General features: G+C 31.9%; 24 protein-coding genes and 1 pseudogene. 6 read left to right on the top strand and 19 right to left on the bottom strand.

Features of this window, described 5'->3' with window-relative positions:
* Positions 1 to 19: 19 nt before the first annotated feature.
* From RAH41_RS10165 to RAH41_RS10175, 3 genes are all read left to right on the top strand, one after another.
* Positions 20 to 1,198 (top strand): NupC/NupG family nucleoside CNT transporter, encoded by a 1,179-nt coding sequence (locus RAH41_RS10165; protein WP_331222286.1) that lies wholly within the window; start codon positions 20 to 22, stop codon positions 1,196 to 1,198.
* Between the two features lie 477 nt (positions 1,199 to 1,675).
* Complete coding sequence (locus RAH41_RS10170; protein WP_331222288.1) at positions 1,676 to 3,046, top strand: glycosyltransferase; 1,371 nt, start codon at positions 1,676 to 1,678, stop codon at positions 3,044 to 3,046.
* The gene (locus tag RAH41_RS10175) at positions 3,039 to 3,890 is read left to right on the top strand and encodes a polysaccharide deacetylase family protein (protein WP_331222290.1); all 852 of its coding nucleotides are present in this window, start codon (positions 3,039 to 3,041) and stop codon (positions 3,888 to 3,890) included. Before RAH41_RS10170 ends, RAH41_RS10175 begins: the two co-directional genes overlap by 8 nt.
* A gap of 121 nt (positions 3,891 to 4,011) precedes the next feature.
* Here the strand turns inward: RAH41_RS10175 and RAH41_RS10180 are convergent, their stop codons facing one another.
* From RAH41_RS10180 to RAH41_RS10210, 7 genes are all read right to left on the bottom strand, one after another.
* On the bottom strand, positions 4,012 to 4,875 hold the full coding sequence (locus tag RAH41_RS10180) for a hypothetical protein (protein WP_331222291.1): 864 nt from the start codon (positions 4,873 to 4,875) through the stop codon (positions 4,012 to 4,014).
* Positions 4,876 to 5,404: 529 nt separating this feature from the next.
* Positions 5,405 to 6,445, bottom strand: coding sequence for an oxidoreductase (locus tag RAH41_RS10185; protein ID WP_331222293.1), 1,041 nt, complete (start codon positions 6,443 to 6,445; stop codon positions 5,405 to 5,407).
* On the bottom strand, positions 6,432 to 7,220 hold the full coding sequence (locus RAH41_RS10190) for a DeoR/GlpR family DNA-binding transcription regulator (RefSeq protein ID WP_331222295.1): 789 nt from the start codon (positions 7,218 to 7,220) through the stop codon (positions 6,432 to 6,434). Before RAH41_RS10190 ends, RAH41_RS10185 begins: the two co-directional genes overlap by 14 nt.
* A 188-nt stretch (positions 7,221 to 7,408) precedes the next feature.
* Positions 7,409 to 7,819, bottom strand: a complete 411-nt coding sequence (locus RAH41_RS10195) for a hypothetical protein (RefSeq protein WP_331222296.1) — start codon at positions 7,817 to 7,819, stop codon at positions 7,409 to 7,411.
* 910 nt (positions 7,820 to 8,729) lie between these two features.
* Entirely contained in the window at positions 8,730 to 9,848 is a 1,119-nt protein-coding gene (locus RAH41_RS10200; protein ID WP_331222298.1) for an RtcB family protein, read from the bottom strand.
* A 274-nt stretch (positions 9,849 to 10,122) separates the two neighbouring features.
* Positions 10,123 to 10,677: a histidine phosphatase family protein gene (locus tag RAH41_RS10205; protein WP_331222300.1), complete on the bottom strand. Its 555-nt coding sequence runs from the start codon at positions 10,675 to 10,677 to the stop codon at positions 10,123 to 10,125.
* 248 nt (positions 10,678 to 10,925) lie between these two features.
* Positions 10,926 to 11,666: a diphthine--ammonia ligase gene (locus RAH41_RS10210; protein ID WP_331222301.1), complete on the bottom strand. Its 741-nt coding sequence runs from the start codon at positions 11,664 to 11,666 to the stop codon at positions 10,926 to 10,928.
* Between the two features lie 239 nt (positions 11,667 to 11,905).
* Here RAH41_RS10210 and RAH41_RS10215 point away from each other — a divergent pair, with 239 nt between their 5' ends.
* Positions 11,906 to 12,142 (top strand): hypothetical protein, encoded by a 237-nt coding sequence (locus RAH41_RS10215; protein ID WP_069032177.1) that lies wholly within the window; start codon positions 11,906 to 11,908, stop codon positions 12,140 to 12,142.
* Positions 12,143 to 12,250: 108 nt separating this feature from the next.
* On the opposite strand, the gene RAH41_RS10220 is transcribed toward RAH41_RS10215, so the two are convergent.
* The 4 genes and pseudogenes from RAH41_RS10220 to RAH41_RS10235 all read right to left on the bottom strand — a co-directional run bounded on the left by RAH41_RS10220 (position 12,251) and on the right by RAH41_RS10235 (position 15,041).
* Positions 12,251 to 12,577, bottom strand: coding sequence for a hypothetical protein (locus RAH41_RS10220; RefSeq protein ID WP_331222304.1), 327 nt, complete (start codon positions 12,575 to 12,577; stop codon positions 12,251 to 12,253).
* Positions 12,578 to 12,690: 113 nt separating this feature from the next.
* Positions 12,691 to 13,159, bottom strand: a pseudogene (locus RAH41_RS10225) (NUDIX hydrolase).
* A 240-nt stretch (positions 13,160 to 13,399) separates the two neighbouring features.
* A complete protein-coding gene (locus RAH41_RS10230; protein ID WP_331222306.1) occupies positions 13,400 to 13,789 on the bottom strand; it encodes an iron chaperone in 390 nt (129 codons plus the stop codon).
* Between the two features lie 13 nt (positions 13,790 to 13,802).
* Positions 13,803 to 15,041 (bottom strand): MFS transporter, encoded by a 1,239-nt coding sequence (locus RAH41_RS10235; RefSeq protein WP_331222307.1) that lies wholly within the window; start codon positions 15,039 to 15,041, stop codon positions 13,803 to 13,805.
* Between the two features lie 290 nt (positions 15,042 to 15,331).
* Here RAH41_RS10235 and RAH41_RS10240 point away from each other — a divergent pair, with 290 nt between their 5' ends.
* Positions 15,332 to 15,430: a LuxR C-terminal-related transcriptional regulator gene (locus RAH41_RS10240; RefSeq protein ID WP_331222308.1), complete on the top strand. Its 99-nt coding sequence runs from the start codon at positions 15,332 to 15,334 to the stop codon at positions 15,428 to 15,430.
* A 186-nt stretch (positions 15,431 to 15,616) separates the two neighbouring features.
* Here RAH41_RS10240 and RAH41_RS10245 read toward each other — a convergent pair whose 3' ends face one another.
* Entirely contained in the window at positions 15,617 to 16,294 is a 678-nt protein-coding gene (locus tag RAH41_RS10245) for a response regulator transcription factor (protein ID WP_331222309.1), read from the bottom strand.
* Positions 16,295 to 16,530: 236 nt separating this feature from the next.
* Between RAH41_RS10245 and RAH41_RS10250 the strand changes: the two genes are divergently transcribed.
* Positions 16,531 to 17,427: a LysR family transcriptional regulator gene (locus RAH41_RS10250; protein WP_331222310.1), complete on the top strand. Its 897-nt coding sequence runs from the start codon at positions 16,531 to 16,533 to the stop codon at positions 17,425 to 17,427.
* Between the two features lie 58 nt (positions 17,428 to 17,485).
* On the opposite strand, the gene RAH41_RS10255 is transcribed toward RAH41_RS10250, so the two are convergent.
* The 7 genes from RAH41_RS10255 to RAH41_RS10285 form a co-directional block, all read right to left on the bottom strand.
* On the bottom strand, positions 17,486 to 17,914 hold the full coding sequence (locus RAH41_RS10255) for a protein-tyrosine phosphatase family protein (protein ID WP_331222311.1): 429 nt from the start codon (positions 17,912 to 17,914) through the stop codon (positions 17,486 to 17,488).
* A gap of 33 nt (positions 17,915 to 17,947) precedes the next feature.
* Complete coding sequence (locus tag RAH41_RS10260) at positions 17,948 to 18,694, bottom strand: MBL fold metallo-hydrolase (protein ID WP_331222313.1); 747 nt, start codon at positions 18,692 to 18,694, stop codon at positions 17,948 to 17,950.
* A gap of 279 nt (positions 18,695 to 18,973) precedes the next feature.
* Positions 18,974 to 20,524: an acyl-CoA carboxylase subunit beta gene (locus tag RAH41_RS10265; RefSeq protein ID WP_331222441.1), complete on the bottom strand. Its 1,551-nt coding sequence runs from the start codon at positions 20,522 to 20,524 to the stop codon at positions 18,974 to 18,976.
* Positions 20,525 to 20,528: 4 nt separating this feature from the next.
* On the bottom strand, positions 20,529 to 20,969 hold the full coding sequence (mce, locus tag RAH41_RS10270) for a methylmalonyl-CoA epimerase (protein ID WP_331222315.1): 441 nt from the start codon (positions 20,967 to 20,969) through the stop codon (positions 20,529 to 20,531).
* Complete coding sequence (gene meaB / locus RAH41_RS10275; RefSeq protein WP_331222317.1) at positions 20,969 to 21,988, bottom strand: methylmalonyl Co-A mutase-associated GTPase MeaB; 1,020 nt, start codon at positions 21,986 to 21,988, stop codon at positions 20,969 to 20,971. Before meaB ends, mce begins: the two co-directional genes overlap by 1 nt.
* Positions 21,989 to 24,154, bottom strand: a complete 2,166-nt coding sequence (gene scpA, locus RAH41_RS10280; RefSeq protein ID WP_331222318.1) for a methylmalonyl-CoA mutase — start codon at positions 24,152 to 24,154, stop codon at positions 21,989 to 21,991. It lies immediately after the preceding gene.
* Positions 24,151 to 26,250, bottom strand: a complete 2,100-nt coding sequence (locus tag RAH41_RS10285; protein WP_331222320.1) for a methylmalonyl-CoA mutase family protein — start codon at positions 26,248 to 26,250, stop codon at positions 24,151 to 24,153. The genes scpA and RAH41_RS10285 overlap by 4 nt, the downstream gene beginning before the upstream one ends.
* Positions 26,251 to 26,543 lie beyond the last annotated feature (293 nt).

Raw genomic sequence — 26,543 nt, forward strand, 5'->3', positions numbered from 1 at the left:
GTAGTTTGGAGGAAAATAAATGTCATATATTATCGCAATCATTGGCATTATCTTAATACTGATTATTTGTTGGCTAATGTCTAATGATAAAAAGAACATTAACTATAAAGCTGTTGCAATTATGTTAGTTGTTCAATTGATTTTAGCTTGGTTCATGCTAAAAACCTCGATTGGAAGAACAGTTTTACAAAAGATCGTCTCTTTCTTTAATAAAGTTTTATCATTTGGTAACGAAGGTATTGCATTTGTATTCGGTGATTTATCGACAAAGGGTTATTTCTGGATTAATGTTTTAATGATGATTATATTCGTATCTTCATTATTATCAATTTTGACTTACACAAGAATACTACCGTTAGCAATTAAATATATCGGTGGTGCAGTTGCAAAAATTACAGGATTACCAAAGATTGAGTCATTCGTTGCCGTAAATAGTATGGTATTCGGTGATACAACAGCGATTCTCTCGGTTAAAACAGAATTACATAAACTAACACCTAACCGATTATTTGTTGTCGTTACATCTTCGTTAGTAGCGGTATCATGTTCAATCTTAGGTGCCTATATGCAAATGATTCCCCCTGAATATGTATTAGTTGCACTTCCTATCAATGTTTTCTCTGGTTTAATTCTTTCTTCCATGGCATGTCCTGTTACATCTGAACAAGATGAAGATATTAATGTCAAAGAAATGATTAAAGAAAAGTCATTATTTGAGGCGATCGGTAACGGTGCACTTGATGGTGGTAAAGTTGCCTTAATTGTAGGTGCAATGTTAATAACTTACATTGGTTTACTTGCAATGATTAATTTTGTTTTCAATTCGATTATCGGAATGACATTTACTGAAATTTTAGGATATGTTTTTGCACCTGTTGCTTTCATCATGGGTATCCCTACAGATGAATTAGTACGATCAGGATCAATAATGGGGACAAAAGTTGCTGCAAATGAGTTTGTCGCAATGCTTGATTTCCAAAAAATCATTCCTAATTTAGCAACAAAAACTGTAGCGATTGTGTCATCATTTTTAGTATCATTTGCTAACTTTTCATCAATTGGTATTATATATGGTGCGATTGCTGCAATTGATAAAAAACAATCAGAGCTTTTTGCTAAATTTGGTTTAAAAGTATTATTAGTTGCTACGCTAGGTTCAGTTTTAACAGGAACCATTGTAGGATTATTTGTAAAATAACGATTCATAAATTACGTAAAATAAAACAGTCGAATCTTTTTTAAAGTTTTCGGCTGTTTTGTTTTATTCATTAGCAATACAAATTCCCTAAATAATTCAAGCAATTAATTCTACATTGATTAGAAAATACATTGTTACCTAAATGAGTTATGATTTTTGTCATTACACTTGAAAAAATGTCTTTTAGAAATTAGTGCACATTTAAGTAATAATTGAAAAAGTCCTTTTAAATCTAATCAAAACATCTTATTTTCATACTAAATTTAGTACGGTAAGTGAAATTTTTACCGATTTTCTAAAACAATTTAATATTTGTATTGTTAGTATTTATTTTGAAATAATTTGTTTATAAAATAACATATTAAATAAACCAAAATCTCGTTAAAATAATCGAAGTAGAAATCTATTTTTGTTATGACTAATTGATATTCAGATATAGAAATTACGTCATATCACAAGTTTTAAGGAGATTTAATTATGCAATTTGTTACAATACTTACTCTATTCTTATGTACCTTTTTCCCAATCTTACATATGATCAATGCACTTCCAATCTTTTATAATCGTAAGAAAAGTAATCAAGACAAAGTACTTACGAATAAAAGCATCAGCATACTCATACCATGCTTTAACGAAGAAAGCATTATCGAAACTGCTATTAAAGGTATTAATAGATTAGATTATTTAGCAAAAGAAGTTATTTATATTAACGATGGATCTCAAGATGGAACCATGAAAATTTTACATAAACTTCTTTGTCTTTCACCGGAAGAGCGAAAAATATCAAATCAGTTAAAGAGTAATCAAATCAAAAACTTTTATAAATCGACTATTTACCCAAATGTATACGTAATAGACAAAGTAAATGGTGGTAAACATGACGCGTTAAACGCTGGAATCGAATACTCTAAAAATGAATTAGTCGTAACTTTAGATGCAGATAGTATACTTGCAAACGACGCATTGCATGTTCTAAATGAAGTTTTCCAAGATCCTGATGTTTTAGCAGCAGGAGGAATGGTACACCCCCTTCAAGGTGTCCAATTTAATCATAAAAAGATTGAGCGAACTTTATCCGTTAATCATGTCATTCGATTTCAAATTTTTGAATTTATAAAAGGATTCTATATTAATAGAGTTTCACTTGCGAAATTCGATGCACTCTCCGTTATTTCCGGGGCATTCGGGGTTTTTAATAGAGAAATTTTATTTAAAGTTGGTGGATATAGAAAGACTTTAGGAGAAGATATCGACATTACATTAAAATTTCAACAATACATTTTAAAAAATCCAGGCAAGAAAATGGTTTTTGTGCCCAATGCTGTTTGTTATACAGAGTGTCCAGAAACTTGGAAGGATTTATTTAAACAAAGAATTCGCTGGCAAAAGGCATTTATTGACTGTGTCATTTATTATTTTCCGATGCTTATAAAGACCTTTTTATTTCGCACTGTTTCTTTCTTTATGTTAATCGATTCTTTTATTTTAGGTACAGTTGCAATTTATTTTACGCTTCTTAATTTTGGCTATATGTTGTTTTCAAATATAGGACATGCTCAAAATTTACTATTATTCTATCTGCTCGGAGTGGTATCTTTAAATTTAATTTATAGTCTTTTTGCTATGTATTTGGCTAATTATTATGGTGTTAAATTTAAAGGCAAAGAAAAAATAAGATTAACAGTTACAATTATTTTAGACTTATTTATCTATCGATTTGTAACATTATTTTTTGTATTATTTGGAACTATTTCCTATTTTATAAACCGTAATGATTGGAACAAAGTTTCACGATCTGGGAGAATTTATGAGCTAGAAAAGGAAAAAGGAATGAAGAACGTTGGATAAAAAACTTGTTATAGTATATGCTGTTCTAATTTCAACATTTTTGATAGCATATCCGTTTATGAAAAGTAGTGCATCTTATTTGTCAGAACCTAAACAAAAAAATAATTTGCTGCAAACTACTAATTGTAAAAATTTGCAAAATAAAGTACAAACATCACAAGAAATTCTAAACCCCAAAAAAGCTAACATTATTTTTACAATGGATGATGGATGGGAAACGCAATTTACGAAGGGGTTTAAAATCTTAAAAGAAAATGATATAAAAGGCAGTATTGCTGTCATCCCTTCGAAAATAGGTACTAAAGGATATATGTCATTAAGTCAATTGAATACTTTATATCGTTCTGGTTGGGACTTGATGAATCATACAAATACACATCGACATTTAGCGAGTTTAAATAAACAAGAGCAAAAAAGTGAATTGAACGATGCACGTCAATGGCTTGATCAACGCTGTTTTACAAGAGCTAGTAATATCGCTGTTTATCCATATGGGTCCTTTAATCAAGATACTTTAAAAACCTTACAGGAAGAACATTATCGAAGTGCTCGTACCATTAAGGATGGAATACAAACAAACAATATCAAAAAATATGAAGTTCGTACGATTAATTTACTTCCTAGTACAGACATTCCATGGGTAAAAGATCAAATTGACCTAGCAATTAAGACCAATCAATCAATTGTATTTACTAACCATCGATTTGACAAAAATGCTGATAAGGCTCAAATGAATTTTGATCCAGAAAAGTTTAAAACGATTGTTAATTATGTAGTAAGTAAAAGAGACGAACTAAATATTTTGACTTATTCTGAATGGCTAGATTTAAAAGAGATTAATTAAAGTTTATAGGTTAATTTAAGCTGCTTTGGCAGCTTTTTTCTTCTAAAATAATAAGAAAGAGAGTGAGGAGTTAGTAATCTTACTTCCTCCCACTCTCCTATTAGATAAACCTTCAATGAAATTAACTTACTTGAATATCCGATTCATTCATTTTCGATTTGTTTAATGTTGATTTATTTGTTACATACTCGATGATGATACAGACGATAAGAACACCTAATAAAATTGCAGATGCGATTTGTGTACCATTCTCTAATCCTAATCCGCCTTTTTCTTGAGGTTTAATTAGGAAATCTCCAAATGTTGCTCCGAAAGGTCGTGTCAATACGAACGCTACCCAAAATAAAAATACTCTGTTTAAATTTGTAAATTTATATGCTAAAAGTATTAATAAGATTAAGCCACCTGTAAGCATAGCCCCTTGAGCAATCGTAAGACCTAATCCTTGTTCCAGGTAATTACCACCACCTGCTAACTTACTTACCCCATCAGCTTTATGCGATAAAAAATCACCTGCTGCAGTCCCTAAAGTATTCGATACAAGAATAGCAACCCAATATAAAACCTCAACTCGTTTTGTTTCAATATTTTTCACATTTAAAGTTGGCTCTGTAAAATACCAAAAGATAAAAATGATAGCTAGCAAACTGATTAGAATGAGTGAACCTTTCATATAACCTAACCCTAATGAGCGATCCATATAATCAGAAAATGCTGTCCCCGCAAGACTAGTAGATAAAATAACAGTCCAATAGACAGATGGTACATATTTCTTAACAAATAATTGAATGATTAAAAAGACTGCAAATACTCCCACGAAAAACAGAAATGGGGTTAAATAATTATCTTCTGTTCCAGGTACTGTAACTAAATCACTCCCTGTTTCTCCTAGTGTTGTCGCTGCAATCTTCATAATCCAAAACATTAGAGTCAATTGAGGTATTTTGCCAACAGACGACTTTAAAACATTTTTTGCATTTGACATGAAAATATCATTCCCTTTCATATGTAATTAAAATACAATTTATAATCCCATACAAATATGAAAGGAAAATGAAAATGGTAATTTTTTTTAAAATTTTTCCACTATTTACTAAAACTACCAACATAACGCAAGCTTATAATTTTTTTGATTTTCCAATCGAAATTTATTGAAAATCCATCTAGTACCTCCACCTACAATTCTCAATCGAAAAATGTGCAAATGTTTCATATTTAGTAGGAACGAAGATAAGTAAGAAAGGTCCTATTTATTTTGCAAAGTATATCCGCTAAACCATTAAAACTAATTCGCTCTTTAATAAATTATATAACCGATCGAGCAAATCGGCTTGCCGTGTAAAATTCATTATAGGATCTTTTTTCATCCCGTAAAGTCTCATATTATACGTGCTGCAATAATGACCAAGAACAATATTAGATTATCTCTAGATCGATAATTCTATCTGGTAATGTTTTTGTTTCCTTCCCCTTTAAATTTTTTTAAATCGTTATCTATTCTTTACAACCTCCAATTATAGAAAGATTGCTTTCTTTTCTTCACTACTTTTAAGTGCAGCTTCAATGATTTTAATAACAGATAAGCCTTCTATACCTGTAACGGGAGCATTGGAACCATTTAAAATACTTTCAGCAATTTTCTTGTAATATGTTGTATACGAACCAGGTTTTGTTTCAATCGTTTCTTCCATTTCTTTCTCTCCGTCTACAGTATAGAGCTTTCCATAAAATTGTGGTTCATCCGTTCCCCATGTATGTTCAGTAGGTTTTTTACCTTCTTTTAGTGCAGCTTCTTGTCCATCTATTCCATACTTTATAAAGCTAGCTTTGTTTCCATGTACTTGAAAACGCGGTCCATTACTTGGAATAATGGAGCCAGAATGTAAGATTACACGTAGTTTGTCATAACCTAAGATTATATGGAAATAATCATCTGTTTCTGCATTTTCTCTTTGTGCAAATACATCTGCAAAGATAAATTGAGGCTGACCAAAAAGGCTTAAAGCTTGATCAATTAAATGTGAACCTAAATCATACAACATGCCCGACCCTGGACCTAGCTTTTCTCTCCATCGATTTCTTACTTCTGGTCTATATCTGTCAAAATGAACTTGATATGTATTGATTTCTCCCAATACCCCTTCATTTATTAACTTTTTAACCGTTAAAAAGTCGTTATCCCATCTTCTGTTATGATAAACACTAAGTAGTAAATTCTTTTCTTCAGCAATCTTAATTAACTCTTCTGCTTCCCAAGTTTCCACAACCATCGGCTTTTCTAAAATGACATGTTTACCAGCTTCTAAACTTTGTTTTGCCATTTCATAATGCATACCACTTGGAGTAGTAATAACAACTAGGTCAATGTATTTATCTTTTAGAACCTCATCTAAACTACTAACTATCTCTACTTCACCTAAATCTCTTTTTACATCTTCCTTTTTTGAACTAACAACTTTTGTTAATTCAAATTCTTCTAGAACACGAATAAATGGTGCATGGAACGTAGCTCCCGAAAAGCCATATCCAACTAAACCAACCTTAATTTTTTTCATCTAAAATCCTCTCACTTTCCTCTTCTTCTAAACTAATCAAATGAATATTGTATTCGATTGTTTTTCTTTTAAATTCTTCATCCGGGTCTTTGTCTGTAATAATGATGTCTATTCCCTTAATATCACTTACTTTGTGTAGGAATACTTTTTCAAACTTTGTATGATCTGCTAATAAAACTACTTGTTTTGCACAACTGATCATTTTTTTCTTTAAAAAAGCTTCTTCTTCATCAGGTGAAGTTATTCCGTCTGTGCTAATTCCACAAGCACCTAAAAATAGCTGATCAACTTTGTAGTCATTAAGTGTTTCAATTGTCCTAGGACCAACTAAATTTCTATTTTTTCGATTAAATTTTCCTGGTAGCATAAAGGTTTGAATTTCTTCATACTCACCTAATAAATCAACTAGATCAATTGAATTTGTAATCACATTAACTTGTTTACCTGACATAAATTTTGACATGAGTGCACAAGTTGAGGATGTATCCATTAATAAGTCACTAGTTTCTCGTATAAGTAACGATGCTCTTTGTGCAATTTTCTCCTTGCCTTTTGTTGCATTTCGTTCTTTATATTCCGTTAAATTTCGAATAGAAGTTGGAAGTGTTGCTCCACCCTTTATTCTCATAATTTCACCGCGTTCTTCTAGTTTGACGAGATCTCTTCTAGCTGTATCCTTTGAAACGCTAAGCATTGTACATATTTCTTCTAAAGTAATCTCACGATTTGAAGCCAAATATTGTAATATCAAAGTTAATCTTTGTTCTTGATACATCGTTTAATGCTCCTTTGAGTATTTCTTAAAGTGTTAATTTAAAAATATTATATATAATTTTTTTTAGTTTTTCCACAAAAAACTTAAATAACTTAATTTAATTACGTTATTTAAGTTACCGCTGAATAGATGTAAAAAAATAAAAAAGACGGTAAGTTTTATTTAACTTTACCGTCTTTTATCATTTTTTATAAAAATTTTATTTGGTGGAATAAATGATTTTTTCCATTCCATTCGATTATATATTCTTCAATCCCTAAAACTGCTGTTTCAGGTTTTGAAACTTGATGCTCAATCCATTTCTTAAGTTTAGGTAATACATCATTATGAAATTGAGACTTCGCCTTCTCGGGATAAATAGTTTGAGAGATTGGATAGAAATAAATTCTAATATCCTTATCTCTATTACAAGTAACAGAAGCTACAACAGTACCGCTGATTTGTGGTGGTCTTGCACAACGATTATCAAATTCAAACTTTCTTGTCAGGCCAAATATAACACTAGCCTCTTCTTTACTAGGAAGATTCAACTTTATTTGTTTTCTATTTGCTGCATATGTTTCAATTTTATTGAGATTTCTAAAAAAAACGATTTTCAATTTCGCACCTCCTAATAATAGCCACAACAAATGTAATTTCTACTTCATTTAATTTATGCCCCTACTAATAATCATATTGACCTACTGTGAAATAATCACAATAAAAAAAATCGACAAAAAGGTCGATTATGTTCAAAGCTATTAATCTATTTGAGTTATGATTGAATTAAGTCATAAAAAATGATTTAAGATCGTATTCAAGTCCTCCAATCCAAATAAAAATGCCAATTGCTCCTGATTATATGGAGAATTTGTCTTTATTTAAGTGCCCCAACTTATAAAAATCATCTTTCACAACTCTTTGTTGTTCTAAAGCTTAAAACGCACCTATGAGTATTCCAGAAATAAAGATAAAAATTCACTTATAATAAAACAAATTTTCACGGAATTTATTTCTCTCTCCTTTATAAATGATATTCAAAGGAGAAGTACCAAACCATTTATTCTTTTATGATTATCCATTCTAAACAACTACCATTCTCCAAAGAAAATTTCCAACTAACAACGACAATCCAAGATACAAAACAAAAATGAGAAGTACTAATACGAACCTTATAAACTTATTCAGCATAGTAATCCCCCATTATGTAAAAGATTAGGTGTCAAAATAAGTAAATTAATATAATTTTATACTGATAATCGAGAGAAAGAACTTAATTGGTAAAAATTGTATCTAAACGTGCTCCGTGTTTCTACTAAAAAAACCTCTCAAAATAGAGAGGTTACAGTTTGTAGACAAAATACTTAAAGCTTGATTTTTAAGACTGATTGCAAGCGCTTTTCTTTCGAGGCGCGAAGCCTGGTGAGGAGCTGAGTTACCTTAGACGGTAATGAGCACCGCGCAGGCAGGCGAAGCAACGAAGAAAGCCAGCGTTTATCGGGCAGTCTAAAACCTCTCAAAATAGAGAGGTTATTTTTCAGCCTTAAGATTATATACTGGTTTCATAAAGAAATCGATCTCGATCTGTTCAGTAATATTTTCTAATATTAATTTAGGTTTTTTATAGACCATTGGTGATTCATCGACTGTATGTTTGTTGACAGATGTTGTAAATACGCCCTTCATTGCTTTTTGATAAACATCTAAGTCGACTTTATGGACCGCGTCTGTTCTGCTCATTATTCGGCCTGCCCCGTGTGGTGCTGAATAATTGTAGTCACTTGAACTTTTACCTTTTCCTACAACACAACCATATGCCATATTAAATGGGATAATTATTTCTTCACCCTCGCGAGCTGATATTGCACCTTTTCTAAGAATATTGTTTTGAAGGTCGATGTAATTATGTACCGATTCTATTTTTTTAATTGAATCAAAATCAAGTTTAAAATATTTTTCAATTATGATCTTAGCAATCGTTTCTCTATTTAACGAAGCGAAATGTTGAGCAATTGATAAATCACTTATATATGCATCTTTGTCTTCCTGTTTAGATAAGTATTCGAATCCTTTATAACTTTCTCCAAATAATTGTTTCATATTTTCCTTAGCGACTTTCATATGATGTTTTGCAATTTCAAATCCAAAATTTCTTGAACCAGTGTGGATTACAAGCCAAAAATGATTATTCTCATCTTTATCGATTTCAATAAAATGGTTTCCGGAACCTAGCGTTGCAATGCTGTTCATTATATACAGATAGTTTAGATTAAGTCTCTCAATCGCTTCTGCAAATTCTACCGGTTCAATCACTGGTTCCTCATGGATATTTGAACCAATCGGGATATTTTTTCGGATAAATTTATCAAGTTTTTCACTTTTTATTGATTTCATACGCCCTAGATGGTATGCACTAACTCCACATCCAATATCTACACCGACGATAGAAGGAATAATAAAATCATTCAATGTCATCGTAAAACCTACCATAACACCTCCGCTAGAAATATGGCAGTCTGGCATGACAACAATGTTTGAATTTTCAAAGCATTCAGTATCTAAGATTGTTTTTAATCGTGTAATGACATTTGTATCTACATAATCAAGTAATATTTTTCCATTATTGTATTTTCCATTAAATTCTAACATGCGTGATCCTCACTTAAGTTTTTCTAAATCTGCTTTTGCATAAAATCATGTCCATTAACCATTTAGAGTGGAAATAGCTTTGAAATATTATAACATCTCTCATTCTAAGATTGTTTAATTTCCTGAAAAATAAATAATCTTAAACTTCTTTCACCATATTCAAATATACCTTTTTAGAAGAATTCCAAAAAATATAGAAACTGCTACTCTTAAAAACTTATATACTCATTATCCTTACTAAAAATGAGAAAATACCTTTTAATGTACCTTTCCATTAACGCCAAATTCTATTCACTTCAGTTAATATCTCATCTTCAAACGTTAATTTATAAATATCTGGCATTGCAAGTTCATTCCAAAAATTGAAATCATATTTTTGATCAAAAAAATTCATAATTAATACCATCATATTGCCATGCGTACCAATAACAATGTTTTTACCGCAATAAGTTTTTAGTAAATTGTTAATTGCTTCTATTCCTCTTTTTTGAGCCGCGAAATTTGACTCTCCACCATTCCATGATTGATTAAAGTCATTCCAAACTTGTCTGATAACATTTTCAAAATCCAAGAGAGGCTTTTGTGATAGGAGTCTTTCTTTAAAATTTTCTTCAATAATAATCTTTAAATTTAATGATTTGGCGATCCCTTCAACTGTTTGAATTGCGCGTTTAAATGGACTCGAAACAACGTAGTCGATTTTTTCTTTAGTTAGTAGTTCAGTTACTAGATTTGCATCAGAAAATCCTCTTTTAGATAATGGTCGACCCAATTCATCAGGAGTATAAGTTGAATGCGCATGTCTTACCAAGTATAAGTTCGTTATCATTTGGCACCACGCCCTTTATAATATTTTTCCCTATTAAAATTCGACATTTTTTAACATTTCCTTGTACTGCAGGCAGTCATTAATTACTCTCCATAACTATGTATTTTATTGAATTTCTTTCCTTTACGATTTTCATCGTTATATTTCTAACTTATTTTTAGTTATTCTTACACCAAAAATAGACTGTTTCAGATTAACAGTCTATTTTAAACTTTTATTTATACAACATTCTCCGTTAAAAACCGATTTCAAGTAAGAACTAAATCTGTATAACAAAATCTAGTTTCACCTGTATAAACATCAACAGTTAACTTCTTTTCCCCAATGCCAAATTGAATAGGTTTATTAAAAATAGGACCATCAAATACAAATGAATGGTATTCTCCATTCTCACCGCAAGGATCAACCTCTTTTGGAAGTTCGTTGATTAAATGATAATCTATTTCTTTACCAGAAAATTCTTCTGATAATCTAGTTAAATCAACACATGTAATAACTGTTTTATAGCCCAAGGAAATAAAGCGTTCAATCACATTTGTGGTACCTTCACCCCATAATGGAAAAATGGGATTCATTCCTAATGGCTTAAGCATTTCCTCTCGATACTTTCGTACGTCTTCAAGAAATAAATCTCCAAATGCAATATGTTCAATACCTTGTTCCTTTAGCTCTAAATTAACCTTAGTCATAATTTCTTGATACTTTTGATTAGAACAATTTTCAGGTATCCAAATTTTCTTTAATGGTAGACCGATTGAATGTGCCTGTGCCTCCAATAATTCAACCCTCACTCCGTGAATGCTTGTCCGATTAAATCCTTCAGTTACTGATGCAATTAGTACCACAACTTCAAATTGATCAGAATGCAAAAGATCATGCAATGCCAAAGTTGAATCTTTACCACTAAAAGATACTGCTATTTTTTTCTTATTAATTGGGATTACCACCTTTTTTATGAGATAAAAATTTTTAAGTCTCCTATTTGTCAAAGTTTCCATCATCTACCATAAAAAAATTATAGCATTTTCAATCAATTAATATTCATTTAAATTAAATAAGAGCGCCGAAATATGATTAATGTTTAAAAATAGATAATAAATTTTTATTAAATAGCGAATAAATAACGAAGAACGATTCACAGAAAAATAAAATTGACATACAACCATAAGGTGTTATAATTTAAATAACACCTTATGGTTGTATAAATTATTTATAGGAGGCAACAAAAATGGACAAGCAAGGTCAAGAAATGTTTTTAAATTTCATTTTACAAAGAGTTCAAGAAGGTAAAGAAGATGAAGCAAGGGAAATTCTTTTAGAAAACTTCAGAAAACAAGATGAAGGTACTTTTTCATTAGAAGAAGTTCAACAATTTGTTCCTAAGATGATTACTTTATTAAAGCCTGATAAACTTGAAGAAGTTAAGGCAGTTGTAATGCAATTCGCTGGAAATTTTGGTAAATAATAAAGAAAAAACTCTGTTTATCAGAGTTTTTTTCCTTTATTTCACGAATATTTTTTTTAACTTCCAACCAAATAGATCACTTAGCCTTTTCACCTTCAATTAATACTTCTATTTCTCTAAGTGTCTTTCAAAAATAATGAAAGAATAAAATCTATACAATATTGCGATTAGTGCTAAAATTGATAAATAGATCATCGAATTGTCATCAATAAAAAATGACGCGATAAAAACCGCAAATGCTAGTAATGTAAGAAAGTTTCCTGAGAAACCATTAATTGGTTGATTGTTTAAAAAAAGTGTTTTGGCACCTTTTAAATCTTTTGCATAACAATCTTCATGATATGGAACGACTTGAAAAAACATCGTAGCAGTAACGAGATCTCCTCTAATCTTTATTTCTTTTAAACACCGATCACAATGCACAATTTTACCCAAATAAGTCACCCCATATTTTTTCAACTGTAATTAATAATTCTATTTTTTTAATTCGATTCCTAGTAGTCTATTAACATTTCATCAAATAAAAAATAAGAACTATTGTCGTAAGCTCATTCGTAACCCAATTCATGATAAATTTTTGTTAAAAATTCATTTAAAATAACCTTTTGACTTTTAACAATATTGTTTGGTAAATCATTTGGATAAAAGAACTCAAATGTAATAGATTCAGAATCATTAACACTTAATTTCCCTTTATAATCTTTTGTATAATAAGCAACCGTAACTACGAAAACTTCATCTCCTTTTTCAGCTTTAACGAAGTTTTGTGGTCCTGAATAAACATTTATTAAATTCATCTACAATTAGTCCTGTTTCTTCAAAAACTTCCCTTTTGGCTACATCTTTAGTAGATTCTCCTAACTCCATTAGTCCTACTGGTATTCCCCAATAGCCATTTGGAAATTTCCTAAGTTGTAATATTCATTTACCGGATTGGTCAATGATGATTGTAACTGAGCCAACAAATATTAAAGGTCTATGTCCAACAAAACTCCTTAACTCTTCAATATATCCCATTTTTTACGCCCCTTATTATTACTATATTTTACCAAAAATGGTCAAAATTCCTTTAACTATTTAAAATGGTCACACTACTACCCACTCATATTTATATAATAAAAAGAAACAACCTGTTTAGATTAATAATCCAAGAATGTTTCTTTTTGTAATTTTATGTTTTTTTAGTGACGATTTAAAGTAAGCAGTACTTTTTACTAAAGATACTCTATAACAAAAATTAGCTTTAGAAAATATTAACTATTTTTTCTTTTTTAATTTTTCTTCAGCTTTTTTGATATCCTCAAGTTCTCTATACTTTACAATCTTTTTTATCAAATCGAAAGGAAGTGGATCGTTTATTGGAAATTGTACAGATCCTTTAGCGCCTTTATAAACTGATAATTCTTCTTTAAATGCTGCAATACCACTTGCGCCAGGATAAAATCCAATATGATTTTTAAATGCAGCGAAATGTACTAAATTTTTATTTAAAGCAAATGTAGGCATTTGGTAACTAATTCTCTCTACAGCATTTGGTACAACTTCTTTTACAATCTTTCTTAGGGCTTGTAATTTTTCCTGAACATCAGGCTGAAATTGTGATATATATTCATCAATCGTTTCAAATGTTTTTTTAGTATTTTCCATAAATTCTCCTTTATTATCCTACTTTTTCTGTTGTGTCTCCAGAAAGTGAATTAATTCTTCTAAGTGAAGGGAATAAATACATCCATAGACCTGTGACTAGTATCGTTCCAAAGCCTCCTACAAATGCGGCTGGCACAGCACCAATTAATCCAGCCATCGTTCCAGATTCAAATTCCCCGAGCTGATTTGAAGTACCAATAAATAGCGAATTTACAGCATTTACTCTACCTCTCATATCATCCGGAGTCTGTAGCAAAACAAGAGAAGAACGTATTACTACGCTGACCACATCTGAAGCTCCGATAATAAATAATGCAATTAATGAGATGACTAAATTTGTTGAAATAGCAAATAGCATTGTTGCCAAACCAAAAATACCTAACGCTGCAAATAAAATCGGACCAAAAGATCTTTTAAGTGGGAAATAAGCTAAAATTAATGACATGATTAATGCTCCAACAGCTGGAGCTGTACGCATTAGACCTAATCCCCATGCCTTGGTATGTAATATATCTTGCGCATAAATTGGTAATAGTGCTGTAGCTCCCCCAAGTAAAACGGCAAATAGATCAAGTGATATAGTTCCTAAAATGATTGGGTGTTTATAGACAAATTCTAACCCCATAAGCATTGTACGTAAAGTAACTGGCTCTGCTTTACGGATAAATTCACTATCTAATTTAATAAAAATTGTTAAGATTGATGAAAGTAACAAAGCAATTGCTGACGTTGCATATACGTATGCTGGTCCTACAGAAAATAATACACCACCAAGAGATGGCCCAAGTATTTGAGCTGTTTGACCTGCAGATGTACTCCAAGAAATAGCTTGTTGTAAAATAGATTTTGGCACTACTTGAGGTAGTAACGCCGAAGAAGCAGGTCCTTCAAAAGATCGGCATGCACCGAGTATAAAAGCTGCAATTAATATTTCCTCTCTACTAAGCCAATTAGCAAAATTACCATACAATAGAAGTCCTGCTATTAAAGCTTCTACCATTTGGCAAATGAAAACAATTTTCCGACGATCCACTCTGTCAGCAACTTGACCGACTACTAAAGTAAGTAAGACCATTGGAATAAATTGTGCCAAACCTACTAGCCCAAGACTAAACGCGTCATGTGTCAAATCATACATTTGCCACCCAATTGCTACCGATAGCATCTGAAATGAAGTTGAAGTAAACATCCGTGAGACCCAAAAATTTTTAAATGAAGTCCCTTTAAAAATCGATTTTTTTGATGCAGACAAATTCAAACTCTCCCTTTTTAACTCTCACAAATTGAATATTTATACTATTAATGAAATTTAAATACATATCATTATACTATTTTTACTCTGAATTTGTGGATTAATTCAACTTACAATAAATGAAATTTAATAATTGGAAGTCTCTATTTTATTCACCTCTAACCATTCATGAGTAGGATATTCACCTTTTTCTGTTTTTACATTAACTGCAAATGAGTTAGATTCAATCATTTTAAGCAAAAGAGAACTAGAAGTAATGAAACGAATTGCTTGGGGCGAAAGCATAAAAAATGGCAGATTCCATGAATATTAGTGAACTTACAGTAAAACAATATGTAAAATCCGCCTATAAAAAAATCGGTGCAAACAATCGCTCTCATGCGGTTTGAATTAGTTCGATAAGGAATTATTTCGTAAAAATTATAAAAGCGCTTAAAACTTCAAAAAACACTAATCTTTTTATGCAAAAGATTAGTGTTTTTTGAAGTATACAACAGTAAACGTTCCTTAAAGGATAACGTACATCGGAACGTAAGTGTGCTCGATTTTGTTACGATAATTTAATAATTTTTTACTTAATCAAACGAAATCCAATTATTTCTGATTGCAAAAATCACAGCATTTAATCGATCAGATACTTGTAATTTTTGAATGATATTTGAAACATGATTTTTAACAGTTTTACTCGAAATAAATAATTCAGATCCTATTTGTATATTGGAATATCCAAGAGCTAAAAGTTGTAAAATTTCAATTTCTCTTTTCGTCAAAAGATTATTCATAGCTTCATAATCTAGTTCTCTCTTTTTGTTTCCTGTCTCAAGCAGTCGTGTATTTTCTTGAATGATTAAATTTGTTAATCGAGAATCTAAGAAGAATTGACCTTTTTGAACTTGTCTTACTATATAAAGTAAATATTGTTCATCAATGTCAGTTAAGCAAATTCCATTTACCCCAATTTTCATCAAACTTTCAATTTCCTTATAATCTAAATTATTTTTAATGATTACTATATTAATGTTTTTATCAATTAATTTTAAAAGCTGAGATTTTACTTCCATCTCTTCAATTTTCACATGACAAATAAAAAATGATTCATTTAGATTGCTTGTATTTATTTCATGGAAATCTATTTTTCTAGCAACTAGATTATGGTGTTCTAAAATTGTACATATTCCAGATACGAAAAGAATATTTTCAACAAAAATAAATGTTTTATTTTCTAGGTGATTAAATTCATTGTTAGTAAACATTTTTATACCCAACTTTCAGCAGTAACTAGATTTTAGTTACTGAAATTTCATTGCCTAATTCTAATTATTCCTATAAAGTTTTGTGGAATTAAGTAGTATTTTACATCGATTAAGGCGGAAATTATATTTCTAATATGTTAAGCTATTGTTAAGTAAAACTTAACAATGTAAAGCACTTAAATATATTAAACTATTGTTAGGATAGAATATATTAGTTTTTGTATTAGGAGGTAAATATGAACTTTGAACAACTAGAATATGTTGTTAGTATCGCGAATGAGAAGTCGATTTCGAAAGCAGCTAAAAAATTGCATATTTCTCCTTCTGGAGTTAGTCAAGCCATTACTCAACTTGAAAGAGAATTAGAAATAAATATATTTAATCGTTCTAGAGGCGGCATTACGTTAACTTTTGAGGGAGAGTTAGTATTATCTAGATCAATTGAAATTTTAAAGAATTTAAAAGAATTAAAAGAACAGCTTGCGGATTTTAAGGAAACAAGAGTAAAACATATGAAAATTGCATGTGCACCTACTTTTACTTATACAATTCACGATGTTTTAAAAAAATACTCTGGCAAAAACAATGGAGCTACTATTGAATTAATTGAACAAGGTACACCTCAAATTATTAACAATTTAACAAAAGAGGACTATGACTTAGCGTTAGTTGTATCTTCAAAAGCGGAATTAGAAAAGGAAAATAATATTAAATTCGAATTCTTAAGTAAAGGAATTGTGTGCATTATAGTAGGCAAAAATTCTCCTTTATTTGAATTAGATTATGTTACAGCTGAAGAGTTACTTCATCAAAAAGTCGTAATGTATACTTTTTCTAATAAAAATTTTGTACAATTAGCTAAAAAATTTAAAAATGAGATTGTTCTTAAATCGAATCGTACTATGACACTGATTGAAATTATTAAGGAAGGACGCGTATTTACTTTTGTGCATAATACAACTTTAAAATATTTTCCTGAAGTATTAAGTGGCGAATTAAAAATAATCCCAATTAAAGAAACAGATTATATTTATCAAGACTTTTGGGTAATATCTCCTATTACGAAAGAAAATACAAGTGACAGAAATGAATTCATAAAGTGTGTAAAAGATCATTTAAATGGTATTTCTTAATAAAAAACGCTAAATGATACAAAAGGATTTGTATAATTAGCGTTTTTTTTATTTTTATTTAAGCATTAGGAAATATCTTTTTTAACGATTCCTTCATATCAGGATTCGATTTAATTGTAGGACGTATTGATCTAGCCAATTCTTCAGCTTCTTCAATTGTTTCAGCTTTGTTTAGTGCAATTAATGCACCTATTGCCACTGTACCAGCACGAGTATTACCACCACCACAATGGAAATACACTTTTTGATAATTTTGATAAGCATCTACTACATGATCAATCGCTCTTTTAAGCGTTTCTGCTTGTTCGTCTTTATCATCTACAATCGGAGTATGTACACGGTTAATTTTGGGGTCAACTTCGTAATTTTTTACTCTAAGATCAAAAACAATATCTGCATTTTCGTTTTCCATCATCTCTTTAACGTCATCTGCTCCACCGAAAAAGACACGATCCTTAATTAATTCTTGATAATTCTTGTTGCTCATTTTTCTAACCTCCAAAAATATTTTTTGACAATTTTATTTAATGATTTGACTTAATCTTTCTTGTACATTCCCCTCAAATAAACCACCATGATAGCAAATCACTTTTTCAATATCTAATGACAATAATGCCTCGATTGATTTTAAGGATTGTTCAATTTCAAATGTGTATTGAGGGTTTGATGGGTTTAATTGACCATTTTCAATGATTAGTGCATCTCCGGCAATTAATGTTTTCGACTCTTTATGATAAAAACTTACATGTCCTGGTGTATGCCCAGCAGTGTCAATAACAGTAATACCACCACAAATCGCCAAATCATTTCCTGGTATAACAATCTGGTCAACATTACCATTGGGCGGGTTTTCTAATCTATTTTTAAATGCTTTTCGAAATTCATCTGTTATATCAGATGGCAATGACGCTACAGCTTTTTCAATTTTTTCGGGTGTAATTTTAATAAGTAACTTATCACCTTGAATATAAGGTTTTTCTACTTCACTCGCATAGACTTCAATTTTGTTAGTAGACTCTTCTACGATTTCAGATAGACTCCCAATATGATCAATATCTTGATGAGTAATCAGTATTTTGTTTAGTTTTTCCAATGGTACTCCTACTTGTTCAAAACAATTTCTGAATTCGTTTAATTGTCCTGGATAACCAGTATCAATTAATACCACATCTGCGTCATCCCAAATTAATGTTGGATGAATTGTATTTGTCATACCACCTGAATTCATTGTAATACTTAACATTTGAATCTTACTGTTACTAAGCATACTATCACTCCTGAACTGTATTAAGTAATCATTTCCAAATACTATCGTAACGGTATCAGCCCTTTCAGTCAACACTAAAATATTTAATTGTATCACAAATATTTTTATTTGTCAATACAATTGTAGTTTTTATTAACATGCAATTTTTAACATTTTCTCACAAAAAAACTAGATATACTAATCTTAAAGTATATCTAGTCTTTCTATTGTATTAAGGACTGTTACCTAGATCAAAATATTCATAGTATAGTCTGTTTAGTGATTATCATCCCCTAATGTTTAAAGCGGGATATTCCCATGTTTCTTCTTAGGTCGAGTTTCACTTTTTGTACTTAACATTTCTAAGGATTGTTTTAAGACCTTACGTGTTTCTCTTGGATCAATAACATCATCGACCATGCCGTGAGAAGCTGCAACATATGGGTTTGCAAACATTTCTCTGTATTCTGAAATTTTTTCAGCACGTGTTGCAATTGGATCGATACTTTGATTAATTTCTTTTGCAAAGATAATATTTGCTGCACCTTCTGGTCCCATTACGGCAATTTCTGCATTTGGCCAAGCATATACTACATCCGCACCAATTGCTTTAGAATTCATTGCTACGTATGCCCCTCCATATGCTTTTCTTAAGATTACAGTAATTTTTGGAACAGTAGCTTCTGAATATGCATATAAAATTTTAGCGCCGTGACGAATAATTCCTCCATGCTCCTGGTTTACACCTGGGAAGAAGCCTGTTACATCTTCAAATGTTATTAAAGGAATATTAAATGAATCACAGAAACGGATAAATCTTGAAAGTTTATCAGAAGAATTAATGTCAAGACCACCTGCCATTACTTTAGGCTGGTTTGCTATGATTCCAACACTGTGTCCATCAATTCGACCAAATCCAATAACGATGTTCTTCGCAAAATTTGATTGAACTTCCATGAAGTCTCCATTATCAAGAATTTGTTCAATTACTTTTCTTACATCGTAAACTTTCGTAGATTCGATTGGAACTAGATCAATTAGATCTTCTCTCCAATCATCTTTTTCGAAGAATGGAACTCCTTCTGGTTTTTCACTATTATTTTGAGGTAAAAAACTGATTAATCTGCGTACCTGTTCTAATATTTCAGGTTCTGATTCTTCGGTGAAATGAGCTACTCCGCTAATCGAAGAATGAACTTTTGCCCCACCAAGATTTTCCGTTGTAATTTTTTCTCCAGTAATTGTTTCAATTACTTTTGGACCTGTAATAAACATTTGGCTTGTCTTTTCAACCATAAAAACAAAATCAGTAATAGCTGGTGAATAGACTGCTCCTCCTGCACATGGTCCCATTATGACAGATATTTGCGGAATAACGCCAGAATAGATTGAATTACGATAAAACACATGACCGTAACCGTCTAAAGAAACTACTCCTTCTTGTATTCTAGCACCACCAGAATCGTTTAAGCCAATAAATGGAGCACCTACTTTTGCAGCTAAATCCATAGCTTTTGCAATTTTTATAGCATGCATTTCACCTAATGCTCCACCAAATACTGTAAAATCTTGTGCAAAAACATATACTAACCGTCCATGGACTTTACCGTAACCTGTGACAACACCTTCACCCGGACTATCCATTTTATCCATTCCAAAATTAGTAGCGCGATGTTTAATAAAAGGATTTAATTCGACAAAAGTATCTTCATCTAATAAAAGATTAATACGTTCTCTAGCAGTTAATTTCCCTCTATTATGCTGTGAATCTATTCGTTCATCTCCACCGCCTAGTTCAATGACTCTCTTTCGATCCATTAATTCATTAATTTTCTCATACGCTGTCGTCATAACTTTATTCAACTTCCTTTCCGTTAACACTAGATGATGGTTGGCATAGCTCGAACAATACTTTATTTGTTGAATTTGGATGAAGGAATGCAACTAAGCTATCGTGCGCACCCTTTTTTGGAACTTCATTTATTAGTTTTATTCCGTGTTCTTTTATCATTTCAAGCTGTTTCTCACAGTTTTCTGTTTCCAAAGCGATATGGTGAATTCCTTCACCTTTTTTCTCAATAAACTTTGCAATTGGGCTTTCTGGGCTTGTTGCTTCTAAAAGTTCAATTTTCACTTCACCGATTTCGATAAATGCTACTCGTACTTTTTCACTTTCAACAGTTTCAATTCCTTTAAGTTTTAAGCCAAGTACATTCGTATACAATTGAATAGAAGATTCTAAATCTCTTACTGCAATTCCAATATGATTTATTTTTTTTGGACTAGTCTCATGCATTACAATGTCTCCTTCCTATTGCCTTCAAAAATGGATAATAAATAGTTTGCAGCTGAAGTTGCTGTCAATTCACCATTTATAATTGAGCTTTCAATCGTTTTTAAATTTAGTTTTACACTTTCATGATTCATAAAACTGTGTTTCAACTGTTCAAAAACCATGTTATACATCCAATCAATCATTTGTTTTTGACGGCGCATAGAAAAATAGCCAGATTCAGTTGTTAAATCTTTGAAAGCATTAATTTCATTCCAAATTTCTTCGATACCTTCTCCAAGTAATGCGGAAGCTGTATATGCTTTACTAGACCAACCAGGAGTTGAAGGCTGTAATAAATGAAGGATTCGATTAAATTCAGCCTTAGCCGCTTTGGCCTTTAATATGTTTTGTCCATCGGCTTTATTGATCACAATAGAATCTGCTAATTCCATGATGCCTTTTTTAATTCCTTGTAACTCATCTCCTGCTCCAGTTAGCATAACTAAAAGAAAAAAATCTACCATAGAACGAACTTGTACTTCACTTTGTCCAACACCGACAGTTTCGATTAAAATCACATCATAGCCTGCTGCTTCGCATACTAGCATTGATTCTCTTGTTTTGCGTGCAATCCCACCAAGAGACCCACCAGATGCAGAAGGTCTAATAAATGCATTGGGATTCTTTGAAAGAGAATCCATTCTTGTTTTGTCTCCTAAAATACTACCTTTAGTAATTGTGCTACTTGGATCGATCGTTAAAACGGCTACTTTATGACCTTGTTCACACAAGTATGTTCCAAAACTTTCGATTAAACTACTTTTACCGGCTCCTGGAACCCCAGTTATTCCAATCCGGATCGAACGACCTGAATGAGGAAGTAACCTCGTCAACACATTTTGTGCAGAATTCATATGTGCTGACGAATTACTTTCTATAAGGGTAATTGTTTGTGCTAAAATAGTTCGATTGCCTTCAAGTACCCCACTTACATAGTCGTCTTCTGAAAGCTTTTTCTTTCTTTTGTTTTCGTAATCCATTTATATCGAATCCTCAAGTCGGCGATTAATTTCTTCAATAACCTTTTGTGCCGCAACTGGGATAACAGTACCTGGTCCGAAGATTGCCGCCGCTCCGTTCTTCAATAAAAACTCATAGTCCCCTGCTGGTATTACCCCACCAGCAACAAGGACAATGTCTTGTCGACCTAGTTTTTTTAACTCTTCCATCAATTGTGGAAGTAGCGTTTTATGGCCTCCTGCTAAAGAACTCATTCCGATAACATGAACATCGTTTTCAACTGCTTGAAGTGCCGTTTCCGCTGGTGTTTGGAATAATGGACCGATATCTACATCAAAGCCTAAATCAGCAAATGCTGTTGCAATTACTTTCGCTCCACGATCATGACCGTCTTGTCCCAGCTTAGCAATCATAATACGAGGACGACGACCTTCTTTTTCTTCAAAATCATCAGCCATTTTGCGCACAATCTCAATCTCATCTTTTTCACCGTATTCCGCACTATAAACTCCCATAATTGAACGGATAACAGCTTTATGTCTACCGACTACTTTTTCATAAGCATCTGATATTTCACCTAATGTTGCACGAGCTCTAGCAGCCTCAATTGCAAGCGCTAACAAATTACCTTCCCCAGACTCAGCTGCCTCAGTTATTGCGGCTAATGCTGACTGAACTTTCGTCTCATCTCTCGAAGCTCGAAGCTCTTGTAATCGCAAAATTTGCGCTTCACGAACCGCAGTATTGTCAACTTCTAAAACATCTAATGGATCTTCTTTTTCAAGACGGTATTTATTAACGCCAATAATTGTTTCTTTACCTGAATCAATGTGAGCTTGACGTCTTGCTGCGGCTTCTTCGATTCTCATCTTTGGTAAACCAGTTTCAATCGCTTTTGCCATACCACCTAACGACTCAACCTCTTGAATATGTGCCCAAGCTTTTTGAACTAATTCATTTGTTAACGTTTCAACGTAATATGAGCCTCCCCAAGGGTCCACTACATTACAAATCCCAGTTTCTTCTTGTAAATAAAGCTGCGTATTACGGGCAATACGAGCAGAGAAATCAGTTGGTAATGCGATTGCTTCATCTAAAGCATTCGTATGTAGTGATTGAGTATGTCCTAACACAGCAGCCATCGCTTCAATACAAGTACGAGTCACATTATTAAATGGATCTTGTTCGGTTAAACTCCAACCAGATGTTTGTGAATGCGTTCTTAGAGCCATCGATTTTTCGTTCTTTGGATCAAATGATTTGATCAATTTAGCCCAAAGTAAACGTGCTGCTCTCATTTTTGCAATTTCCATGAAATAGTTCATTCCAATTCCCCAGAAAAATGATAAACGAGGAGCAAACGAATCAATATCGATTCCTGCTTTTAAACCAGTTCGAACATATTCCAATCCATTTGCCAAAGTATAGCCTAATTCGATATCTGCAGTTGCCCCTGCTTCTTGCATATGGTATCCAGATATACTAATGCTGTTGAATTTTGGCATATGTTGTGAAGTATAAGAAAAAATATCAGCAATAATACGCATTGATGCTTCTGGTGGATAAATATAAGTATTTCTCACCATATATTCTTTCAAAATATCGTTTTGAATCGTTCCTGTAAGCTGTGATTGATGTACCCCTTGTTCTTCAGCAGCAACAATATAAAATGCTAAAACGGGAAGTACTGCACCATTCATTGTCATTGAAACTGACATTTTATCTAAAGGAATACCATCAAATAAAATTTTCATATCAAGGATTGAATCAATTGCAACCCCTGCTTTTCCAACATCCCCTTCAACACGAGGATGATCTGAATCATATCCACGGTGTGTAGCTAAATCAAACGCTATCGATAAGCCTTTTTGACCAGCAGCTAAATTTCTTCGGTAAAATGCATTACTCTCTTCTGCAGTTGAAAAGCCAGCATATTGACGAATTGTCCAAGGCTTATTGATATACATCGCAGGGTAAGGTCCACGTAGAAACGGAGCAATTCCCGAAACGTAACCTAAATGATCCATTTGATTAAGATCATTTGAGTCATATAATGGTTTTACATCTATTTGTTCTAACGTTTTCCAATCATCATGAATTCCTAGCATTTTTTTAGGAGGTGCGATATTTGGTGCTGAAAATGTTGTATTAAATGGCATCTTTGTAAAGTCTGTTAGTTTGTTCATTTCATAATCCCTCCATCCTTTTGAAGATTTTGCAACTTCTCGAAACTATTTACACTGATATGAATGAAATCATCAATACCAACTTCTTTATATAGATTCATATCCTCTTTTGATGGTTTTCCTGCTAAAAGTACTTTTGCATTCGGATTAATTGTCTTAATCTGATTTGTAATAGAAGGTACAACCTTTACATATTGATCATCAGTTGAACAAATGACAGCAATTGTCGATTCTGATTTTTTAAAAGCACCAATTATTTCATCAATTGATGCAAAGCCTTTATTTTGAAGAACCTTAAATCCTCCAACTTCAAAGAAATCAGTCACAAAGTCCGTTCGAGGTTTATATGCTGCAACTTGTCCAAAATTAGCTACAAAAACAGTTGGGAATTCACCTGTACTATTTTTATAGTTTTGAGAATTTTGGCGCAATAATTCATATGGTTGCGCACCACGATGTATGTTTAATTGATTAACTCTAGGAAGTTCTGAGTTTATTAAATTCATTGCAGTTAAAATGCTCGTTATTGTTGCGCCATTACTTGCTGCATCAATAATATTCTCAACTGAACAACCACTCTGTAAGGTTAATTGTTCAAAACTGCTCTCCAAGTTTACTTTATTCACTTTAATTTCTTTAAGGTCCAATTCTTTTTTCTCTATCCCTTTTTCATTCAGATTTGGATAAATATTAGTCCCAATAAACTTATCTTTTCTATTTTTAATGTTGCTCGATTTTTTTTCTGCAACCTGTCTAACTAATGCTTGAGGGAAGCCTTCTTGTATTGCTTTAACCAACCCACCCTTTTCTTCAATCTTTTGGAATAGTTCCCATGCTTTTTCCGCCAAAGAGTAAGTAAGTGATTCTATATACCAAGAACCACCCGCTGGATCAGCGACTTTTGATAAATTTGATTCTTTTTCAAGAATTAAATGTGTATTTCTCGCAATACGTCTAGAAAACTCATCAGACGATTTAATCGATTCATCGAATGGTGAAACATGAAGTGAATCAGATCCTCCAATTACGCCTGCAAAAGCTTCAACAGTTCCTCTAAGTATATTTACATAAGGATCATAAATCGTTTTCGTCCATGCAGATGTACGAGAATGAATAGTCATTTTTTGTGAAGCTTCATTCCCACCTAATTCTTTGATCATTCTTGCCCAAATCATTCTAGCTGCTCTTAATTTTGCGATTTCCATAAAGAAGTTCGATCCGACAGAAAACGAGAATAGTATTTTCGTAGCTGCATCATCAAGTTGAATTTGTAGTTTATCCATTTCGCGTAAATACTCTAAACCAGTAGAAATTGCAAATGCTAATTCTTGCACTGCATTTCCCCCAGCATCGTGATAAGGATGTGACTGCACTAAAATATTTCTTAAATTTGCAGTATGTCTAACCGACCATTTTGTGATCTCAGCCATCATTTTGTAAGCATTTTCAAGAGAATAAGGAAGTGTCCCTTCTTTCACTAAATTACTAATCGGATCCATACCAATAAATCCATTTATTTTATTAAAATCGTAATTTTGTTGTTGCAAATATGCGACAAATGACCCAAAAAATGCTTGTCCGCCGCTAACTGTTTCAATATATAAAGGGACTTCCTCTAAATTTATATTTTGAAAGGCTATTCTAAAATCATTCATAGATGTTAAGATTAACCCTTTTTTTGAAAGATTATTTTTACTGTTCGTTTCAAAAGACTCATTAAGTTGAATCTTTAACATCGTTTGACCTTTGTCTAAATCATGTTTTGCAACAAGATTGAACTCCTCAGGCGTTGAACAATCTATTTCCTGACTAATTTCCCATGGCTTTTCAAGATAGCCTTGTTCACTTGTTCCTCTAACGAAAGGAAATTCTCCTGGTTGTGCGTTTAAATAAGGACAGTTAGCGATATCTTCTTGGCCATACATCGGCTTCAAATTTATTTCTTCATACGTTTTTGTTACAAGTTTTTCCTCAATAGTGGCTCCTTTTAAGGATTTTTCAACAACATCTCTCCACTCTTGTACAGTAGGCTTTGGAAATTCAGCAAATAAATTCTCTTCCAAGTGATGGTTCGAAGTTTTCGTATTTTCTGACATGTATAAAGCCACTCCTTTCTTTAACTCTTAATTTAATAAGATGTAAAAATAAATTAGATCATCGAAATTATCTAAGTAATAAAGTCGAATTTTCTTTTCATTAAGAATATAAATGCAAAGAATAATTAAAATTTCGACAAATGCTTTCGGAAATCCTTTAAAATTATGAAAATTACGTATTTTTTAAATCCTCTAACTTATAAATAGATTATGATTTTAGTTTTTTCTAAAAAAGTATAAAAATAAAACAGCTAGTCTACCAAATAGGCAGTCTAGCTGTTTAACTAAAATTG

The sequence above is a fragment of the Gottfriedia acidiceleris genome, assembly GCF_036421055.1.
In the GTDB taxonomy this organism is placed as follows: Bacteria; Bacillota; Bacilli; order Bacillales; family Bacillaceae_G; genus Gottfriedia; species Gottfriedia acidiceleris_C.

Excerpts from the sequence above, each read along its gene's own strand:
- RAH41_RS10190 (WP_331222295.1), bottom strand. The coding sequence starts at position 7,220 with ATGTATCAAGAACAAAGATTAACTTTGATATTACAATATTTGGCTTCA.
- RAH41_RS10205 (WP_331222300.1), bottom strand. The coding sequence starts at position 10,677 with ATGATAACGAACTTATACTTGGTAAGACATGCGCATTCAACTTATACT.
- RAH41_RS10285 (WP_331222320.1), bottom strand. The coding sequence starts at position 26,250 with ATGTCAGAAAATACGAAAACTTCGAACCATCACTTGGAAGAGAATTTA.
- RAH41_RS10165 (WP_331222286.1), top strand. The coding sequence starts at position 20 with ATGTCATATATTATCGCAATCATTGGCATTATCTTAATACTGATTATT.
- RAH41_RS10200 (WP_331222298.1), bottom strand. The coding sequence starts at position 9,848 with ATGTTAGAATTTAATGGAAAATACAATAATGGAAAAATATTACTTGAT.
- RAH41_RS10180 (WP_331222291.1), bottom strand. The coding sequence starts at position 4,875 with ATGTCAAATGCAAAAAATGTTTTAAAGTCGTCTGTTGGCAAAATACCT.
- RAH41_RS10185 (WP_331222293.1), bottom strand. The coding sequence starts at position 6,445 with ATGAAAAAAATTAAGGTTGGTTTAGTTGGATATGGCTTTTCGGGAGCT.
- RAH41_RS10245 (WP_331222309.1), bottom strand. The coding sequence starts at position 16,294 with ATGTTTACTAACAATGAATTTAATCACCTAGAAAATAAAACATTTATT.
- RAH41_RS10230 (WP_331222306.1), bottom strand. The coding sequence starts at position 13,789 with ATGGAAAATACTAAAAAAACATTTGAAACGATTGATGAATATATATCA.
- scpA (WP_331222318.1), bottom strand. The coding sequence starts at position 24,154 with ATGAACAAACTAACAGACTTTACAAAGATGCCATTTAATACAACATTT.
- RAH41_RS10240 (WP_331222308.1), top strand. The coding sequence starts at position 15,332 with ATGGCAGATTCCATGAATATTAGTGAACTTACAGTAAAACAATATGTA.
- RAH41_RS10215 (WP_069032177.1), top strand. The coding sequence starts at position 11,906 with ATGGACAAGCAAGGTCAAGAAATGTTTTTAAATTTCATTTTACAAAGA.
- RAH41_RS10255 (WP_331222311.1), bottom strand. The coding sequence starts at position 17,914 with ATGAGCAACAAGAATTATCAAGAATTAATTAAGGATCGTGTCTTTTTC.
- mce (WP_331222315.1), bottom strand. The coding sequence starts at position 20,969 with ATGCATGAGACTAGTCCAAAAAAAATAAATCATATTGGAATTGCAGTA.
- RAH41_RS10250 (WP_331222310.1), top strand. The coding sequence starts at position 16,531 with ATGAACTTTGAACAACTAGAATATGTTGTTAGTATCGCGAATGAGAAG.
- RAH41_RS10265 (WP_331222441.1), bottom strand. The coding sequence starts at position 20,524 with ATGACGACAGCGTATGAGAAAATTAATGAATTAATGGATCGAAAGAGA.
- meaB (WP_331222317.1), bottom strand. The coding sequence starts at position 21,988 with ATGGATTACGAAAACAAAAGAAAGAAAAAGCTTTCAGAAGACGACTAT.
- RAH41_RS10260 (WP_331222313.1), bottom strand. The coding sequence starts at position 18,694 with ATGCTTAGTAACAGTAAGATTCAAATGTTAAGTATTACAATGAATTCA.
- RAH41_RS10170 (WP_331222288.1), top strand. The coding sequence starts at position 1,676 with ATGCAATTTGTTACAATACTTACTCTATTCTTATGTACCTTTTTCCCA.